This window comes from Nocardioides humi, from assembly GCF_006494775.1.
GTDB classification, from domain to species: Bacteria; Actinomycetota; Actinomycetes; order Propionibacteriales; family Nocardioidaceae; genus Nocardioides; species Nocardioides humi.
In genome coordinates, this window is record NZ_CP041146.1 from 1,410,368 (window position 1) to 1,428,798 (window position 18,431).

General features: G+C 72.2%; 14 protein-coding genes. 2 read left to right on the plus strand and 12 right to left on the minus strand.

All coding sequences use genetic code 11. The features are described 5' to 3' along the window. Window positions 1–19: 19 nt before the first annotated feature. From FIV44_RS06955 to FIV44_RS06985, 7 genes are all read right to left on the minus strand, one after another. Entirely contained in the window at window positions 20–1,063 is a 1,044-nt protein-coding gene (locus FIV44_RS06955) for an LLM class flavin-dependent oxidoreductase (protein WP_141003810.1), read from the minus strand. A gap of 46 nt (window positions 1,064–1,109) precedes the next feature. Beyond that, window positions 1,110–3,578 (minus strand): FHA domain-containing protein, encoded by a 2,469-nt coding sequence (locus tag FIV44_RS06960; protein WP_141003811.1) that lies wholly within the window; start codon window positions 3,576–3,578, stop codon window positions 1,110–1,112. 74 nt (window positions 3,579–3,652) lie between these two features. After that, on the minus strand, window positions 3,653–4,705 hold the full coding sequence (locus tag FIV44_RS06965; RefSeq protein ID WP_141003812.1) for a TerC family protein: 1,053 nt from the start codon (window positions 4,703–4,705) through the stop codon (window positions 3,653–3,655). Window positions 4,706–4,907: 202 nt separating this feature from the next. Next, window positions 4,908–5,708, minus strand: coding sequence for a hypothetical protein (locus FIV44_RS06970; RefSeq protein WP_141003813.1), 801 nt, complete (start codon window positions 5,706–5,708; stop codon window positions 4,908–4,910). Window position 5,709: 1 nt separating this feature from the next. Further along, window positions 5,710–7,509, minus strand: a complete 1,800-nt coding sequence (locus tag FIV44_RS06975) for a hypothetical protein (protein ID WP_141003814.1) — start codon at window positions 7,507–7,509, stop codon at window positions 5,710–5,712. Then, window positions 7,506–8,504, minus strand: coding sequence for an ABC transporter substrate-binding protein (locus tag FIV44_RS06980; protein WP_141003815.1), 999 nt, complete (start codon window positions 8,502–8,504; stop codon window positions 7,506–7,508). The genes FIV44_RS06975 and FIV44_RS06980 overlap by 4 nt, the downstream gene beginning before the upstream one ends. Beyond that, window positions 8,501–9,994 carry a hypothetical protein gene (locus tag FIV44_RS06985; RefSeq protein ID WP_141003816.1) on the minus strand — a complete coding sequence of 498 codons (1,494 nt, stop codon included), beginning with the start codon at window positions 9,992–9,994 and terminating at the stop codon, window positions 8,501–8,503. The genes FIV44_RS06980 and FIV44_RS06985 overlap by 4 nt, the downstream gene beginning before the upstream one ends. A 214-nt stretch (window positions 9,995–10,208) precedes the next feature. Here FIV44_RS06985 and FIV44_RS06990 point away from each other — a divergent pair, with 214 nt between their 5' ends. Continuing rightward, on the plus strand, window positions 10,209–11,969 hold the full coding sequence (locus FIV44_RS06990) for an Ig-like domain repeat protein (RefSeq protein ID WP_141003817.1): 1,761 nt from the start codon (window positions 10,209–10,211) through the stop codon (window positions 11,967–11,969). Between the two features lie 247 nt (window positions 11,970–12,216). Here FIV44_RS06990 and FIV44_RS06995 read toward each other — a convergent pair whose 3' ends face one another. Next, entirely contained in the window at window positions 12,217–12,471 is a 255-nt protein-coding gene (locus FIV44_RS06995; RefSeq protein WP_141003818.1) for a hypothetical protein, read from the minus strand. Window positions 12,472–12,933: 462 nt separating this feature from the next. Here FIV44_RS06995 and FIV44_RS07000 point away from each other — a divergent pair, with 462 nt between their 5' ends. Then, a complete protein-coding gene (locus FIV44_RS07000; RefSeq protein ID WP_141003819.1) occupies window positions 12,934–14,202 on the plus strand; it encodes an HNH endonuclease signature motif containing protein in 1,269 nt (422 codons plus the stop codon). A 148-nt stretch (window positions 14,203–14,350) separates the two neighbouring features. Here FIV44_RS07000 and FIV44_RS07005 read toward each other — a convergent pair whose 3' ends face one another. The 4 genes from FIV44_RS07005 to FIV44_RS07020 are packed head-to-tail and all read right to left on the minus strand — an operon-like array spanning window position 14,351 to window position 18,414. Further along, on the minus strand, window positions 14,351–15,565 hold the full coding sequence (locus tag FIV44_RS07005) for an enterochelin esterase domain-containing protein (RefSeq protein WP_141003820.1): 1,215 nt from the start codon (window positions 15,563–15,565) through the stop codon (window positions 14,351–14,353). After that, on the minus strand, window positions 15,562–16,389 hold the full coding sequence (locus tag FIV44_RS07010) for an ABC transporter ATP-binding protein (RefSeq protein WP_246086851.1): 828 nt from the start codon (window positions 16,387–16,389) through the stop codon (window positions 15,562–15,564). The genes FIV44_RS07005 and FIV44_RS07010 overlap by 4 nt, the downstream gene beginning before the upstream one ends. Next, the gene (locus tag FIV44_RS07015) at window positions 16,382–17,416 is read right to left on the minus strand and encodes a FecCD family ABC transporter permease (protein ID WP_219996330.1); all 1,035 of its coding nucleotides are present in this window, start codon (window positions 17,414–17,416) and stop codon (window positions 16,382–16,384) included. Before FIV44_RS07015 ends, FIV44_RS07010 begins: the two co-directional genes overlap by 8 nt. After that, window positions 17,413–18,414: a FecCD family ABC transporter permease gene (locus FIV44_RS07020; RefSeq protein WP_141003821.1), complete on the minus strand. Its 1,002-nt coding sequence runs from the start codon at window positions 18,412–18,414 to the stop codon at window positions 17,413–17,415. Before FIV44_RS07020 ends, FIV44_RS07015 begins: the two co-directional genes overlap by 4 nt. Between the last annotated feature and the right edge of the window lie 17 nt (window positions 18,415–18,431).

Sequence of the window (18,431 nt, forward strand, 5' to 3'; positions counted from 1 at the left end):
GGCGAGCCCGGCCGCGGAGTCAGGCCAGGAGCTCGAGGGTCCGCACCCGGGCCGGGGCGGTCCGGGGGTCGGTGTCGCGGAGCGCGCCGCCGACCGGGTTGACCATCACCTCGTCGACGCCGTACGACGCCGCGAGCTCCTCGAGCTCGGCCCGGGCCGTGGCGGCGTCGCCGATCACCCAGCGCCGGCGCATCGCGTCGATCAGCGCGTCCTGTGCCTCCGGCAGGCCGGCGTCGACGATCGTCTCGGCGTCCTCGACCGTGCGCTGGGCGACCAGGGGCTGGCCGGTGCGCAGCGCGACCATCTGCAGCAGCTGCGGGAGCGCCAGCCGCTGCGCCTCCTCGGCGGTGTCGGCCACCGAGGCGTTCACGGTGAGGAAGGTGCGCGGCTCCCTCAACTCCGGCGAGGGCTGGAAGCTCGACCGGTAGAGCGCGAGCGCCTCGGCGGTCCCGGAGCCGGAGAAGTGGTGGGCGAAGACGTAGGGCATGCCCTTGGCGGCGGCGAGGCGCGCGGAGTAGTCGGAGGATCCGAGCAGCCAGATCTGCGGGACCGACTGCGCCGCGGGCGTGGCCCGGAGGACGTGCTGCGACCCGCGCAGGGCCAGCCCGACGCCGGCCGGCTCCATCATGGCGAGCACGTTGTCGACGTACTCGGGGAAGCGGGAGACGGCCTCGTCGCTCACGCCGCCGGCGCCGTGGCGCAGCGCCCAGCCGGTGACCGGGTCGGATCCGGGCGCCCGGCCGATGCCGAGGTCGATCCGGCCCGGGAAGGCTGCCTCGAGCAGCGCGAACTGCTCGGCGACCACGAGCGGTGCGTGGTTGGGCAGCATCACGCCGCCCGAGCCGACCCGGATCCGCTCGGTGGCGCCGGCCACCAGGCCGATCAGGACGGGCGGGTTGGTCGCCGCGACGGCCGGCATGTTGTGGTGCTCGGCCAGCCAGTAGCGGTGGTAGCCCAGCTGGTCGGCGGTCCGGGCCAGCTCCAGCGTGGCGGCGAGGGCGTCGCCGGTGGTCTGGTCGCTGCGGACGGGGACGAGGTCGAGGACGGAGAGTGCGAGGGACATCGCTGGTCCAAGGCGCTCGCGCACCCAGGCATTCCCGGGATGCCTCTCAATCGTCGCCGGTCGCGCTGCGGCGCACGAGCAGCAGGCCGGCCCCGAACGCCCCGACGCCCAGCAGGACCAGCATGAACAGGTCCATCAGGTAGTGCCCGGCGCCGCTCTGGGCGATCCAGTCCGCCCTGTCGCCGCCCTCGAACCGGTCGACGAGCTGGATCGCCGAGGCGGAGGCGGCGTACCCCCAGCGCGACGGCGAGAGCCAGGCGATCTGCTCGAGCAGCACCCGCCCCGCGATCTCGAACAGCGCGCCGGAGAGGACCAGCTGCAGCATCACCAGGCCCACGAGGGCCGGCATGGTCTGCTCGGTGCTGGTCACCAGGGCAGAGAGCGCCAGGCCGATCACGACCATCACGGAGGACAGGACGGCGATGGCGAACGCGACCCGGAAGGTGCCGGCGGTGCCGTCCGCGCCCGGCAGGCCGACGGTGGCGAGGAAGGTGACCACGAGGCCCTGGGCGAACGCGGCGGTGCCGAGGACGAGGACCTTGCTGGTGAAGTAGATGCCGGGCGAGAGGCCGACGGCGTACTCGCGCCGGAAGATCGGCCGCTCCCCCACCAGCTCGCGGATGGACAGGGCTGTGCCCATCAGGCAGGCCGCGACGATGAGCACCGTCAGCCGCTGCTGGGCCTCCGCCCCGCGGAAGCCCGCCGCCGCGACGGAGATGCCGTCCTTGCCGGGCACCACGCGGCTCAGCCCGCCGAGGATGAGCGGCAGCAGCACGAGCATGCCGAGCAGCAGCCGGTCGGCGAGCACGACCGCGAGGTTGCGCTTGACCAGCGTGCTCAGCTGCCGGGAGACCGACTGGTGGGGCGGCGCGGGGACGGCGGCGCCGTACGACTGCTGCGGCAGCGACGACGTGTCGACGGCGTGCTGGGGCGCCGGGATCCGCTGCCACAGGTCCGGCTCGTCGAGGAGGTCGAACACCTCGGGGTAGTTGGTCTTCCCGAAGTGGGCCAGGACGCCGTCGGGTGGGCCGAAGTACGCGACCCGGCCGCCCGGGGCGAGCACGAGCACGTTGTCGCACACGTCGAGCGCCAGCACGGAGTGGGTGACGACCATGACGACGCGGCCGTCGTCGGCGAGGCTGCGCAGCTGGCGCATCACCTCGAGGTCGAGGCCCGGGTCGAGGCCCGACGTCGGCTCGTCGAGGAAGAGCAGCGGCGGCGCGGTGAGCAGCTCGGTGGCGATGGAGACTCGCTTGCGCTGGCCTCCGGAGAGCTGGGTGCCGATCCGGTTGTCGAGCCGCTGGGTGAGCTGCATCTGGTCCGCGACGGTCTGCACGCGGTGGTCCCACTCCTGCGCCGTGGTGTCGGGCGGGAGCCGGAGCTGGGCGGCGAAGCGCAGGCCCTGCTTGACCTTCAGCTGCGGATGCAGGATGTCCTGCTGCGGCACCAGGCCGATCTGGAAGCGCAGCTGGTCGTAGTGCTGGTAGAGGTCGTGGCCCTGCCAGATCACCCGGCCGTGGCTGGCCGGCTTGAGACCGGTCAGCGCCCCGAGCAGGGTCGACTTGCCCGAGCCCGAAGGGCCGATCACGGCGGTGAGGCTGCGCGGCTCGAGCTTGAAGGAGATGTTCTCGATCAGCCGCTTGCCGCCGCCGACGACGCGGGTCAGCCCGTCGGCGTACAGCGTGAACTCGTGGGCCGTCGCCGAGGCGATCAGCTGGTGGCCGTCCCAGCGGAAGGTCTGGTTGCCGAAGATGACCTCGGAGCCGAGCGCCAGCGGCACCGAGCCCTCCACCCGCTGGCCGTTGACGAAGGTGCCGTTGAAGGAGCCGAGGTCGTGCAGGACCGCGAGCGTCGTCGGGGTGGCCGGGTCGAGTCGCGCGTGCCGGCGGGAGACCAGCGGGTCCGCCAGCATGATGTCGTTGCCGTGGTCGCGGCCGATGGTGAGCGACCGGCCGGCCTGGAGCTGCTGGGGCAGGACGACGGAGTGGCCGTGCGGGAGCTGTCCCGGAGGCAGGACGCCGGCCGGGCGCCAGGCGTCGACCGGACCGCCGCTGGCGGGGACCTGGGGCGGCGGGAGGTTCTTCCAGAACTCGCCCTGGGGGGCGGGCTCGGAGGACACCGGGACCGGCCGCGACGACGAGGACGGGGACGGCGGAGGCGGCGGCGGTGGAGGGGGCGCGGACGCGGCGGGGGCCGCGGGCGCAGCGGGTGCCGCCTGCACCGCCGAGACCAGCACCGTCACGACCACCGGCTCCCCGGCCGGGCCACCGAGGTGGAGGCTGACCGGCGCGCCGGTCAGCTGGAGGCGGGTGATCCGCTGGCCGGAGACGAAGGTGCCGTTGCTGCTGCCGTCGACGGCGACCCAGCCGCCGTCCTCGACCTGGAGGAACGCGTGGTGCCGCGACGCCTTGGCGTCGGTGACCGGCACGTCGCAGTCGAGCTCGCGCCCGATGACGACGCGCGGGCCGTCGAAGGTCCGGGTCTGCCCGGCCCACTGCACCTGGATTCGATCCACGACAAGCGTCCTCGGGTTCGGGAGCGGATGACGTCGAGAAACCCTAGTCGATCCGCTTCCGGACCCACGGGCGATCAGCGCCAGTCGGGACCGGCGGTGTCGTCGACGTCGGCGGTCTCACGCGGACCGGTCGCGTGGTCGGGGACGTGGTCGTCACCGCCCCGCGAGGACTTCCACAGGCTCGCGACCGCCGTGACGATCAGGGTCACGACGATCACGCCGAGGCTGAACAGCGACGAGATCTCCGGGGCGCCGTGCACGCCGTGGCCGTCGTTGATGAACGGCAGCTCGTTCTCGTGGAGGGCGTGGAGCACGAGCTTGACGCCGATGAAGGCCAGGATGAAGGCCAGGCCGAGCGAGAGGTAGACGAGCTTCTTCAGCAGTCCGCCGAGCAGGAAGTACAGCTGGCGCAGGCCCATCAGCGCGAACACGTTCGCGGTGAAGACGAGGTAGGGCTCCTGGGTGATGCCGAAGATGGCGGGGATCGAGTCGAGCGCGAACAGGATGTCGGTGACGCCGAGGGCGATGATGACGATCACGATCGGCGAGACGAACCGGACACCGTTCTCGTGGTACCAGAGCTTGAGGCCGTGGTAGGCCTCGCCGACCCGCATGTGGCGCCGGGCGAAGGTGACGACCGCGTTGTCCTCGGGGTGCTCGTCGTCGTGGCTGCCGTAGGACTTCACCAGCTTGACCGCGGTGTAGACCAGGAACGCGCCGAAGATGTAGAAGACCCAGCTGAAGTTCTCGATCAGCGCGTAGCCGAGGGCGATGAAGATGCCGCGGAAGATCAGCGCCAGGACGATGCCGACGAGCAGCGCCTCCTGCTGGTACTTCCGGGGCACCTTGAGCGCCGACATCAAGATGATGAAGACGAAGAGGTTGTCGATCGACAGCGAGTACTCCGTCAGCCAGCCGGTGTAGAACTCGATGCCGTAGTCGTGTCCGTGGTGCGCGAGGATGAACGCACCGAACGCGATCGCGCCGCCGACGTAGAAGCAGAGCGCGATCGCGCACTCCTTCATGGACGGCTCGTGCGGGTCGCGGGCGATGACGATGACGTCGAAGAGGAGGACTCCGACGGTCACCGCGATGGTGATCGTCCATTCCAGGGTGGTCACGTCCATAGAGGTGTCCCTTCAGGGGCGGATGCGTCGACAGATCGCCCGAGGTCTCTTCCGCTGCCGCCGGCTGACGCCGTCCAGCAGCCTACGGGACCGGAGCGGACGACATCGTCCGCTCGTGATGACGAGCCCGCAGCGAAGGAGTACTCCCCCCTGGTGCGGCACATCATTGCACGGGCGCCCTCCACGCCCGGCATCGCGGGCGTCAGCGCCGCCGGAACACCGCGATCGTGGTCATCAGGCTCGAGACGAGCAGGCACCCCAGGAGCACGTAGAGCCCGATCCACGGCATGGGGACCAGATCGTCGTCCGTGGCGGAGGTCGTCGGCGTCGCGACGAGCACCGGCTCGGCGGCCGGCGGGGCGGCCTCCTCGGTCGTGGTGACCGCCGCGCCGCTGGGCGCGGTCACCACGAGGGCGCCGGCGCTCGACGGCTCCGCGGCGGGGGCCTGTCCGGTCGTGTCCCCACCGGCCTCGGCCGGAGCGGCGCCGGACGTGGCGGCACCGCCCTTGTCCGCCTTCTCGGCCGAGGCGGCCTCGACGGTGAACGCCGGGCTCTTGCGGGTGTACCCCTTGAGGACCTCCTGGCCGTTCTCCGTCACCGTCTGGGAGGCGAGGAACCGCAGCGTGTGCGATCCGGCCGGCAGGCCGGCCGGGAGCGTCATCGACCCGTTGACCGTCCCGTTGGCCGGGATCTTCTGCTGGTGGTAGACGCACGCACCGAAGGGCGGCGAGGTGCAGAACGCCTCGTCGTCGATCTTGATGTAGAGCGTCTCCCCACCCGGGAACCCCTGCACGGTGAACTTGACCGTGCCACCGACCGGGACCTTCTTGGTGGCGATGCTGGACGCCGTCCCGGGGGTGTCGGGGCCCGCGCCGCCGGGCGGGATCGCGGCGGCGCCGCTCTCCCGGGCCCCGGGCAGCAGGAGGAGCGCCGCGACCAGGGCGGTCACGAAGGCGGCCACGACGGCGCGGGTACGGCGCCTGCTCGGCGAGGTGGTCGACATGTCAGTCCTTTCCGGGGGCCGGGCGGCGGCCGAGTGCGAGCGCCGTCATGGTGCCGACGAGCGAGACCAGCCCGATGCCGGACAGGCCGAGGTTGAGCAGCAGCGGGGCCGGCGTGTCGTCGACGGGGATGCCGGCGGCGGCCGGAGCCGCCGTGACCACCCCGGCGGCCCGCTCGTCGACCGGGGCGTCGACGCCGCCGCCGGTCCAGCCGAGCAGCTGTCCCTGCTCGTCCTGGACCGCCAGCTTGAACCGGGCGTCGCCCAGCGCGCTGACGTCGACGACGAAGGTGCGGTCGGCGTCGAGCCGGGTCCATCCGAGCGCGGCGTGGCCCTGCGCGTCGTAGAGCCACACGTGCAGCCACTGGTCCACAGTCCCGCCGGGGACGCTCACCCGCAGCTGGCCGCCCTCGAGCGTGCCGGTGACCTCGCCCGCGTTGTCGGAGGTCAGCTGGCCGATGTCCTCCACCGGCGCGGACGGCGCGGTCACCGGCGCCGAGGCCGCGGTCGCGGTCGCCGTGCTGCCGGCCGTGCTCGACGCGGCACTGCTGCCGGAGGTGCTCGCGGACGCCGACGTCGTCTTCGACCCGCTGGTGGTCTCGTCGGCGCCGGCGATCTTCAGCCGCGCCCAGCCGCGGAGCCGGCCGACCTCGCCCTGGTTGCCGGACTGCACGGTGAGCTTGCTGACGCCCTCCGGCAGGGTGACTCCCTTGAGCGGGGCGCTGACGACGCCCTTCGCGCTCGCCTGGAACCAGGTCGGGCCCCACGGCGCGCGCGGTGCGCCGTCGACGTAGGCGTCGAGGTAGATCCAGTCGCCGGCCCGGGCGCCGGGGACGGTCACCTCGAGCTTCTTCTTGACGATCTTCGCCTTCACCCCGCCCTTGGCGCCCTTGGACAGCGCTGCGGGGTCGAGCGGCTCGGGCGCGCCGTTGGGGCTGTAGTCGCCGATCACGACCTCGCCCGAGAGGCGGCTGCGCACCCGGTCGCCGGGCTTCATCGTGCCGGTCAGGAAGCGCAGCTTGTGCGCCCCCGAGGGCAGCGCCGGGGTCGAGGTGGCGGTCGTGCCGTCGGGCATGGTGATCGTCGTGTCGAAGTCACCGGTCGCCGGGTCCGGCTGGATCACGGCCCACACGCTGCGGTCGGAGTAGAGCGACTCGTCCAGTCGCGAGTACGCCCCGTCGTCGATCTTCACCGCGATCAGCGAGGCGCCGTCGGTGGGATGGCACCATCCGGTCCCCTGCACGCGCAGCGGCTGGCCGAAGCCCGCGGTGGACGCGACCTGGAGGCTCACCGACTCGGCGGTGCAGGTGCTGGTGGGCGCGGTCACGGTGAAGTCGACCCCGACCGATCTGCCGGTGTCGCCGTCCTTGGCCGAGCCGGACAGCACCCGGACGTGATGCACCTCGCCGGGGAACCAGAGCGCGTCGGAGTTCTCCAGCGTCGGCAGCGGGATCGTGAGCGACCAACTGCCGTTGTCGTCAGCGACGACGGCTCCATGGATGCTCTTGTCGGCGTAGACCCCGCCGTTCACCGGATCGGTGATGTCGCGCTGGGTGGTCACGGGCGTGTCGTCGGGTCCGCGTACGTCGAATTTCACGACCACCCCGGACCCGCCGCCGGCGGGGTGGGTCCAGCCACGGCCCTCGAGCCGGAGGGACGTGCCGAAGACGACCTCGTCCGGCACCTCGAGCTCGGCGCCGTCCGGCGTGGTCTCCGTGGTGCCCGACGCCGGGGGCGCGAGCAGGAGCGCCGCCCACGGTGCCAGCAGGCACAGGACGACGAAGGTACGTAGCTGGGTGGTCATCGGACCAGCGCCTCCTCGATGTTGGCCACGATCCGGCTCATCAGGATCGGGCCGCCGGTCGAGGTCCACAGGGATCCGTCGACCGGGATGATGGTGTTGTCCTGATAGGCCTTCAGGGCGGTGAAGCCGGGCACCTTGACGGCCTCGGCGAGGGCTTGGCGCGCGGCGTCGGTACCGGTCCCGCCACCGGCGGACGGGTTGGTGACGCTCGACCCGCCGAGGGTCCCGAAGAACATGTGGTCGGCGTCGATCTCGGCGAGGTTCTCCAGCGAGACCGGGTTCGAGTGGCCGCGCCCTCGCCTGTCCTGGCTGGGGGGCCGCTTCAGCCCGAGATCCTCCAGGGCCACGCCGGCCGGCAGCTCCTTGAGGATGAGCGAGGGGGCCCCGCCCTGCCACCGCACGACGGAGAAGGTGTCGCCGGCCACGGCGTCGAGCCGCGCCGCGACGTCGGCCACCTGGGCGTCGTACTCCTCGACGACCTCGCGGCCCTTGTCGGCGAGGTTGAGGGCGTCGGCGGTGAGCGCGAGGTTGGCGCGCCAGTCGCCGCCGGCCCGGCCGGTGACGACGAGGGGCGCGATGTGCTCGAGCGCCTCGATCGCCGGCGGATTGTTGTTGATGCTGGTCTCGTCGACCAGGATCAGGTCGGGATCGGCGTTGGCGATCTCCTCGAAGTTCGGCTGGGCGATCCCGCCCAGGAGCGGGATGTCCCCCGCGAGGTCGACGAGGTAGCCGGGCACCGTCGACTGGCCGCGGCCGGAGACCGTGCCGACCGGGGTGACGCCGAGGGCGAGCGCCCCGTCGAGCGTGGGCTCGCTGAGCGTCACCACCCGCTGCGGGCTCTCGGGGACCTCGACCTGCTCGCCGCGCACGTCGGTGACGGTGCGCGTGGGCCCGTCGACGCCCTCCGCGCCGCCGCCACAGGCGGCGAGCAGGGTCGCCAGGAGTACGACGACAGCGGCTGCCGCCGTACTCCTGACCGTGGTCCTGGGACTCACTTGACCTTCTTGGCCTTCGAGGTCGTCACGGCCGCGGCGTAGCCCGGCGCGGTGGCCGTGACCTGCACGGAGACCTTCTTCTTGCGGTCCTTCTTGGTGACCTTGTACTTGGCCTTGGTGGCGCCCTTGATGGGCTTGCCGTTGCGCAGCCACTGGTAGGACACGGCCACGCCGCCGACCGACCAGGCGCCGGGCTTGGCCTTGAGCGCCTTGCCGACCTTGAACTTGCCCTTCACCGTCGGCTTGGCGGTGTTGGCGATGGCCTGGGGCGCGGGCGGCGGGGCCGGCGCCGCGGTGACGGTGAGCGGCAGGCGCAGCGAGCGTCCCGGCGCGTCGGCTCCGGCGCCGCAGGCGGTGCCGGCCAGGAACTGGACGGACACCTCGCCGACGACCGTGTTCGCGGGGAGGGTGAAGGTGCCGGTGCCGTTGCCGGCGGAGTTGGTGGTGACGCACCCGAGCTGCACGTCCGACGGCGCGCCGACCCGCAGCACGGCGACCTTCTGCCCGCCGAAGCCGGAGGCGCTGAGGTAGTTGTGGAGCTGCACCGAGATCTGCCCGCCCGGGTAGTGGGTCGTGCTCGTCACCTTGGCCGTGGTGACCTTGAAGGTCTTCGGCACCATCCGCCCGGGCGCCTCGAAGCCGGGGTCTCCCGGGCTGGCGGTGCCGCAGGCCGTCCCGGCCAGCGCGTTCAGCGTGTGGTCGGCCGCCCCGTCGAGGCTGTTGGCCGCGGTCGGCAGCGGGATGGTGCCCTGGCCGTCGCCGTCGGCGTCGGTCGCGATGCAGGGCAGCACGACCTCGCCGTCGACCACGATGTCCTGGCCGTCGATCTTGAATGCGACCTGCTGCCCGCCGCCCCCGGTCTTCTTGAAGTTCCGGACCTTCACGCTCAGGGACTTGCCGTCGGCGATGAAGCTGCCGGGCGTGTGGTTCTTCGAGGTGATCTCGACCCACGGCTGGTCGGGTCCCAGGATCGGGAAGTCGATCCGGGTCACCTGGGCCGGCAGCTTCTTGCCGAGCCCGTCGGGCGCCGTGGTCAGCGAGCCGCCGAGGAAGGTGAGCCGGGACTGGCCGAGGACGTCCCAGTCGTCGGGGATCTCGACCCAGCCGTCGAAGGTGCCGTCCTCCTCGATCTGGAACGCGGCATAGCCGCCCTGCCCGTCGACCGCGCCGCCGGGGCTCGCGACGTAGGACGCACCGCCGGCCTCCCAGGGGAAGCCCTCGTCCTCGTAGGTGTCGTCCTGCACCTTGACGCCGAGCACCGGGCGTCCCGGCGCGCTCTCCGTCCCGGCGGCGACGGTGAACCCGGTCCCGGAGATGTCGATCCGGTCGCCGGGGTGGAAGTGGTCGTCGCTCAAGGTGATCGTGCCGCCGAGGCCGTTGCTCCCGGGCAACGGCGTCACGGCCGCCTGCGCCGGGGTGGCCACGGCCAGCGTGCCAGCCACCAGGAGGCCGGCCAGCAGGCCGGATCCTCGCCTGATCGTGTTCAACATGTTCGTCCTCATCGGTGGTGGGGCGGGAGCCCCGCAGCGGTCGGTCCCGAGCCTTGCTTAGCCTAACCTGACCATTATCTGATCTTTGGCTGGCAGCCACATCCTGAACCGGTAGGGTAGTCCAAGATTAGGCTAACCTAATCATCATCTGCTCATTGAGTGCTCACGGCAGAGGCGCACCTGTGCCACCTAGGAAAGGGAAGAAATGAAGGTCATGTCCCCGGCCACCCCGCGGTTCCGCAGCCGCGTGCTGGCATCCGCCACCGGTCTGGCGCTGCTGGCGTCGCCCCTGGCGCTGACGGCCGGCACCAGCCCGGCGCACGCAGCCGAGGGCGACGGGTGGAGCTACTCGGTCACCACCCTCAGCACCGGCATCACCAACGCCTACGACATGGCGTACGACCCGGTGCACCGCAAGGCCTACTACACCGACGGCAACCAGCGGACCGACACCCGAACCCGGGTCGCCACCTACGACACCTCCGGTGCCGTCAACGGCTACACCTACCAGTACGGCTTCACCGCCGGCACCGGCAAAGTGGTCGAGATCAACACCGCCAACAGCACCAAGCGCAACGTCGACTACACCGGGCTGACCCGACTGACGGGCGTGAAGGAGAACGTCGCCCACTCGTGGACCGGCTTCGCCGAGGCGACCACGGACGGTCAGGTCCAGAGCCAGAGCAGCCTGCGCACCCACTTCTCGCCCAACGGCATCGCGGTCGACCCGAACACGACGTACGACGGCACCAACGACCCGACGATCATCACGACCCACGTGCGTCAGCAGGGCTACGACCCCGTCACCGACACGTCGGTGGGCTACGGCGGCGGCATCGTGATCTGGAAGGCCTCGCAGGGCGCCCCCACCGACGCCGACCGGCTGTGGAAGTTCGACGACGGGGAGCAGATCTCCGACGGCTCGCGCCGGATCGCGGTCAACTCGGAGACCCACAAGGCCTATATCGGGAACTTCGCCCAGGGACGCTCCGCCGACCCGTCCAGCCGACGCGGCTACATCACCGTGATCGACCTGCCGACCAAGACCGTCGACGCGCGGATCGCGATCCCGGCGCCAGCCGCCGTGACGGACGAGGTCAAGGACGGCGGCCCGATCGGGGTCACCGTCGACGAGGCCAACAACGACGTCTACGTCGGTCAGATCACCCAGGACAACACCAAGCTCACCAAGCTGTTCCGGATCGACGCCGACGGGCTGAACACCTCCAACCCGAAGGACAAGACCCTCAACGCGAGCAAGGTCGTCGAGCTCGACGCCGCCGTGCCGGGCAACGCCCGGCCGACGTACGACCCCACGGACAAGCGCCTCTACGTCTCCTCGTACCAGGCGAAGGTGATCTCCGTCGTCGACGCCGACCTCGCGAGCCCGTCCTACGGCACGGTCATCGAGACCATCCAGACCGGCCAGACCAACTCGGTCGAGGTCGACGCCGAGCGTGACCTGCTCTTCTCCGCCAACCTGCAGGACAAGGAGGTCGTGGTCTACAGCACCGAGACCTTCGAGGAGCTGCTGCGACTGCCCACCTCGGGCAACGTCTCCGCGCTCGCCGTCGACCCGGTGACCCACCAGGTGTGGGCGTCGAGCTTCGGCACCTCCGCCGGCGGAGTGACCGACGTGTTCACCCTCAAGGCCCCGGCCAAGACCGACGTCCCGTCGACCCCGGCGCCGGCCGCCACGTCCACCACCGCCAAGGCCCCCAAGAAGGTCAAGGCCAGCAAGCGCGCCAAGGTCACCGTCACGGTGGCCCCCGCCGCCGGCGGCCAGGTGACGGTCACCGCGACCAAGGGCAAGAAGACCAAGACCGCCACGGCCACCGTGTCGGCCACCGGCGTCGCCAAGGTCAAGCTGCCCAAGCTGCAGAAGGGCAAGTGGAAGGTGACGGCGACCTACGCCGGCAGCCCCACCCACGCGGGCTCGACCAGCTCCACGGTGAAGGTGAAGGTCACGAAGTAGTGGCTGCGCGCCAGCGCTGACCCGAGGGCCCTCCCCGATGCGGGGAGGGCCCTCGTTGCGTTTGCGGGGGACACGATGCTCAGCCGACCCGGATCCCCCTCAACTCGAGAGGGAGCGACGCGAAATCCTCGATCCGCGCGAGGAGATCCGATTCGTCCCTGGAGGTCACGCCAGCACTCCACCGCGAGGCTCACGTAGCGAAAGCCATGGCGTTTCCGCAGGTCCTGCCAGGCCCGTGACTGGCTGTTCACGGCGGCCGCCTTCTCAAGACGGGAGAGGAACGGGCTGCGGGCGTAGGGCAGGTCTTGTCGAGGCTCAGGCCCCAGGCCCTGGTAGATCTGATCCACGGTTCGATGGTGATGTGCGTGCGCACCGGCACCACTGTCCCGGAGAAGATTCTGGGGTCGACCGTTCCCTCGAGCCCGAGCACGTTGTTCACCGCATCGGCAAAGCCGATCTCCAGCCTGTCGCAACTGAATCGACCTTCGGCGGGCGTCCGCACAGGCGTGCCAGAGAATCAGACCCAGCCGGCGGTCATCGATTCCAGTCCGAGCCCCACCCACTCGGACGTGGCCCGCCTCGTGCCGCGAGCCACTCTGCGATGGCAGCGTGGAGTCCGTTGCGTTCGCAGATCTCATGGAAGGTCGCGACCTGGCGAGGAGCTGCGCGACCTTCTTCTCGCCGAGCGAGGAGACGAAGCGTGCGGCGGCGGCCGCATCGATGCTCCGCCCGGAACATCCCGAAGCGGTCCACAACAGGCGAAGCCCGCGGAGTTCTTGGCCGATTGACGCGTCGATCACGTGCAGATCTTTCTCACACCAGGACTGCGTCCATGCTTGTCTCCCGCCACGCACCTGTCAGGAGAACCGAAGAGTTGGACAGACTCCGATCATTCTGTTCAAACACATGTTCGAATCCGTGGTAGGATCGACGTACGTCGACCACTCGGGAAAGGCGACCATCCGTGACCGTCGCATCGCTCGTTCAGCAGCCTCTGCTGGCCGCGGTGGAGACGTGTCGTGAGGCGCTGGCCGAGGTGGCTGACGCCCAGCCGCTGTACCTGTCGACCACCGAGAAGGAGCAGTTGCTGATCCAGGCCACGCGACTGGCGGCGCAGGTCGAGGAGCTGCGGCTGCGGACCCTGGCCGACGCAGGTGATGTGGCTGTTGTTCACGGTGCGCGGGACACAGCCGCGTGGCTGGCCCACGCCGCCCACATCGACCCCGCGCCCGCCCGAGCCGACCTGCACCTCGCCCACGCGCTCGAGCAGCGACCGCACGTGGTCGAGGCGATGCGCACCGGGACGGTGAGCCCAGCGCAGGCACGCGTGATCACGGCGGCCGTCGGGGATCTGCCCGACCGGCTCGGGCCCGAGATCCTCGACGACGCCGAGGCCCGGCTGGTGGCCTATGCCGCGGAGTTCGGTCCGGTCGAGCTGCGCCGTCTGGGGCGGCGGATCCTCGACGTGCTGGCGCCCGAGATCGCCGAGGCCGAGGAAGCCAGGCGTCTGGAAGCCGAGGAGCAGAAGGCTCGCGACAAGGCGTCGTTGAAGTTCCGCGACCTCGGCGACGGCAGCTCACGCCTGTCCGGGGTCTTGCCTACCACCGCCGTCGAGCGGCTCAAGACCTACCTCGACGCCCACACCAACCCGCGGCGCATCACCGACGGTACGGACGTGGCGGAGGCGGTGGACGGGAATCCTGATCTCGCGCGGACCCCGTTCCACCGCCGCCGGGCCTGGGCGTTCATGGACCTGCTCGAGCTGATCGACCCCGACGCACTGCCCGTCCACGGCGGGGACGCCACCACCGTGGTGGTGACCATCGGTATCGACGAACTCCGCACCGACCTCGCCACCGCGGGGATCCTCACCACCGAGGGCGAAGAGTCGATGTCGGCGTCCGAGGCACGGCGTCTGGCCTGCCAGGCCAAGATCCTCCCGGCAGTCCTCGACGGCCGGGGGCGGGTGCTCGACCTCGGCCGCTCCGCACGACTCTTCCAACCCGCCCAACGGGTCGCGATCCGCCTGCGCGACCACACCTGCCGGGCTGAGGGCTGCACCATCCCCGCCCGCTGGTGCCACCTGCACCACCACGACCCCTGGTCCCGCGGCGGCACCACCGACCTCGACCAGGCCGTCACCCTCTGCGCGCACCACCACCAACGCATCCACGACCACCGCTACACCCACGAACGGCTGCCCGACGGCATCCGCTTCCACCGACGCACATGAGGCCGGACAGGAAACACTGATCGAAAAGGGCGCCACACCGTTCTGCTCGTCGAGTAGCGAGCGTGTCGAGAGGCCGGGTATGTGCGTCTCGATACGCCCTCGCCCAGGGGCTCGGGCTACTCGACGAGCAGACGCCCCACGCGGAACCTCAGCGGCGCCAGTGCCACGTCCGGGCCAGGGCGTCGGCGACCGCGCCGCGCCACCAGGCGTAGTCGTGACCGCCGTTGTAGCCGGTGGCGCTCACCTCCACCCCGGCCTCGCGGAGGCGGCGGGCGAGGTCGTGGTGGGGGCCGGCGAGGACCCACTCCTGCCGGCCGTGGGCCAGGTCGACGCGCGGGCGCGGGCCGGGGCGCGCGGCGAGGGCGGCGAGCTCCGTCCCGAGGTCGTCGAGCCACAGGGAGGCGGACTGGCTCAGCGCGATGCCCACGAGGTCGGGGCGGGCGAGGGCGATGCGCAGCGCGGTGAGGCCGCCGAGGCTCTGGCCGACGACACTCACCCGCTCCGGCGCCGGCACCCAGCCCCGGCGGGTCAGGTCCGGCAGCAGGTGGTCGAGGACGTAGGCGGCGGTGGCGTCGCCCTCGGTGCCGCCCATCTCCGTCCACCGGGCGTCCCGGCCGCCGGAGGGGAGGAAGACCGCGCGCAGGGGCGGGACGACGGCGTCGGCGACCAGGTGGTCGAGGGTGGTCGGGAGGGACTGGACGGACGTCCACACCTCGCCGTCGAGCACGAGGAGCAACGGGGAGCCGATGTCGGCACCGGGGGCCTCGTAGGTGATCAGCTCGCGGCCCAGCGGACCGGTCTCCTCGGCGAGGACGCCGCGCGCGACGTCCGGCCGGGGCTCGAGCCACGGCTGGGCGGGGGCCTCGGGGAGCGCGGCCACCGACTGGACGACGCCGGCGCGGTTGCGGCAGGTCTGCGGGTTGCGCGGGTCGGGATGCCCGCGGTCGAGCGCCGCCCGGATCGACACCTGGTCGCCCTCCTGCTCCCACGGCGCCGCGGCGTCCGCGGCCCGCACCAGGAAGGAGTACGACGCCCGCCAGTCCGGCTCCATCAGGTAGCCGACGTGCCACAGGTCGGTCCCGGGTGCTCGCTCGAGCAGGCTCTCGGCGAGCCGGGTCTCGTCGGTGAGCCGGTTGGCGAACAGCAGCACCTGCTCCGCGTCCGGGTCGCGCCAGCAGAAGGTCACCAGCACCCGGCCGGGGACGCCGACGTCCTCGACCAGCGGCAGCCGGACGCCGTCCCACCACGCCGCGACGGCGGCCGCCGGGTCGGCGGACGCGAGCAGGGCGGTGACGGTCGGCGAGTCGGCGCGCTCGACGGGCTCGGGCCGCGGCACCTTCGGGGGCTGGCGGCGGGTCGTCATCGCAGCTCCCGGGTCGTCATGACGGCCGGGATCACCAGCGGCGTGCCGGTCAGCGGGTCCGGGATGATCCGGCAGGGCAGGTCGTAGACGGACTCGATCAGCTCGGGGGTGACGATCCGGGTCGGGTCGCCCTGGGCCACGATCGCCCCTCGTGACATCACGACCAGGTGGTCGGCGTACCGGAACGCCAGGTTCAGCTCGTGCAGCACCGTCACGACGGTACGTCCCTCGACGCTCAGCCGCCGGGCGAGCTCGAGAACCTCCACCTGGTGGGCGATGTCGAGGTACGTCGTGGGCTCGTCGAGCAGCAGCAGCCCGGTCTCCTGGGCCAGCACCATGGCCAGCCAGACCCGCTGCCGCTGGCCACCCGACAGCTCGCCGACCCCGCGGTCGGCCAGGTCGGTGACGTCGGCGGCCGCCATGGCCGCGTCGACGGCGGCGCGGTCCGCGGGCGACCACTGCCGCAGCAGGCTCTGGTGCGGGTAGCGGCCCCGGGCGACGAGGTCGGCGACGGTCAGGCCGTCCGGTGCGGTCGGCGACTGCGGGAGCAGGCCGAGGCGGCGGGCCAGCTCCTTGGCGCCGTAGTCCGCCAACGGCCGGTCGTCCAGGGTCAGCGTGCCGGCGGCCGCCGGCACCAGCCGGGCCAGGGCCCGCAGCAGGGTGGACTTGCCGCAGGCGTTGGGCCCGACGACGACCGTCATCCGGCCGTCGGGGATCACCACGTCGAGGTCCTCGATCACGACGCGGTCGCCGTACCGGACCGCGAGTCCGTCGGCCCGCAGCCGCCCCTCGGCGGACTCGGGCACGGGTGCCGGCTCAGCCACGTTGCTTCCTCCACTCCCCTGCCAGCAGCAGGACCAGGTAGACCCCGCCGACCGCGCCGGTGACGACACCGACGGCGAGCTGGGTCGGCGCGAAGAGCCGCTGGGCGGCGAGGTCGCTGGCCACGACCAGGACCGCGCCCGTCACCGCCGACGACAGCAGCCCGGGCGTGGGCTGGCCGCCGACCCGGCGCGCGACCTGCGGGGCGGCGAGGGCGACGAAGGCGAGCGGTCCGGTCACGGCGATCGCGACCGACACCAGCGCGACGGCGACGACGACCGAGGCGTTCCGCACCCGCTGGACGCGTACGCCGGTCCCCGCGGCGAGGTCGTCGCCCAGGGCGAGCATCCCCAGCGGACGGGCGAGCAGCGCGGCCGGCACCAGCAGCACGGCGACCGAGACCGCCAGCAGCGCGGTGCGCGGCCAGAGCACCGCGTTGAGCGAGCCCGCCGTCCACTGGGCGGCGGTCTGCGCGGCGTCGAGTGAGGCGCGCACGATCAGCAGCGAGTTGATCGCCGCGAGGACCGCGCCGACGCCGATGCCGACCAGCACCAGGCGGTTGCCGGTCAGCCCGGCGGCGCGGGTGAGCCCGAAGACGAGCGCCGCCGTGCCGAAGCCGCCGAGGAGCGCGCCGAGCGCCACCGCGTCGGTGTCGCCGCCCAGCAGCAGGATCTGCACCAGCGCACCGGTCGCCGCACCCGTCGTGAAGCCGATGATGTCGGGGCTGCCGAGCGGGTTGCCGGTGACGTTCTGGAAGATCGCGCCGGCGACGCCCAGGGCGATGCCGACGAGCGCGGCCGCCGCGACCCGGGGCGCGCGGGTCTCCTGCACGAAGTAGATGCCGAGGCCGTCGTCCCCCCGGCCGACCAGGGCCCGGAGCGTCTCGCCCAGCGTCATGTCGTAGTCGCCGACGAGCAGGCAGGCGACGGACAGCCCGGCCAGGACGACCAGCCCGACGAGGACGGCGACGGTCGTACGGACGGGGAGGCGCAGGGTCACCGCGCCGCGGCCCACGAGCAGGTGCCTCACAGTGCCGGCACCTTCCGGCGCGACACGACGGCGACGAAGACCGGGGCGCCCAGCAGCGCGGCCACGATGCCGACCTCGATCTCGGCCCGGGGTACGACGACCCGGGCGAGCGTGTCGGCCGCCAGCAGCCACGCCGGCCCCAGCAGCAGGCACAGCGCGGTGATCCAGCGCTGGTCCGCCCCGACCAGCGTCCGGGCGATCAGCGGCACGCCGAGCCCGACGAACCCGATCGGGCCCACGGCGGCGGTCGCGGCGCCCGCCAGCAGGGTCACCGCGACGATCGCGAGGGTGCGCGCCCGGCCCAGGCGCACCCCCAGGCCCTGCGCGGTCTCGTCGCCCAGCGCCAGCGCGTTGAGCGCCGGCCCGAGGAGCACCGCGACGGCCACGCCCAGGACGAGGAACGGCCCCACCGCCTGCAGGACCGGCCAGCCGCGGCCCTCGGTCGAGCCGACGACCCAGAAGCGGAGCTCGTTGAAGACGACCTGGTCGAGCAGCATCACGGTCTGCACGATCGCGGTCAGCGCCGCGCTGACCGCGATGCCGGCGAGAGCGAGCCGCGCCGGGCTGGCGTTGGTGCGGCCGGTGCCGGCCAGGACGTAGACGGCGACCGCCGCGACCGCGGCCCCGGTGAAGGCGAACCAGAGGTAGAACCAGATCCCGGCGACGCCCGCGACCGCGACCGCGAGCACCACGGCCAGGGTGGCGCCGGCGTTGATGCCGAGGATGCCGGGGTCGGCGAGCGGGTTGCGGGTCAGCGACTGCATGAGCGCGCCGGCGACGCCGAGCGCGGCCCCCACCACCCCGGCCACCACCGTCCGCGGGATCCGCTGGTCGTGGACGACGCCGGACGCCGTACTCCCGTCGGGGTGCAGCAGCAGGCGCCACACGTCGCCGAGCGGGATCGGGTTGGACCCGAAGGACAGGCTGAGCACGATCGCCCCCAGCAGCACCAGGAACGCACCGCCGAGCAGCAGCGGGCGGCGGGCGACTGGCGACAAGATGACTTCCGGGGACG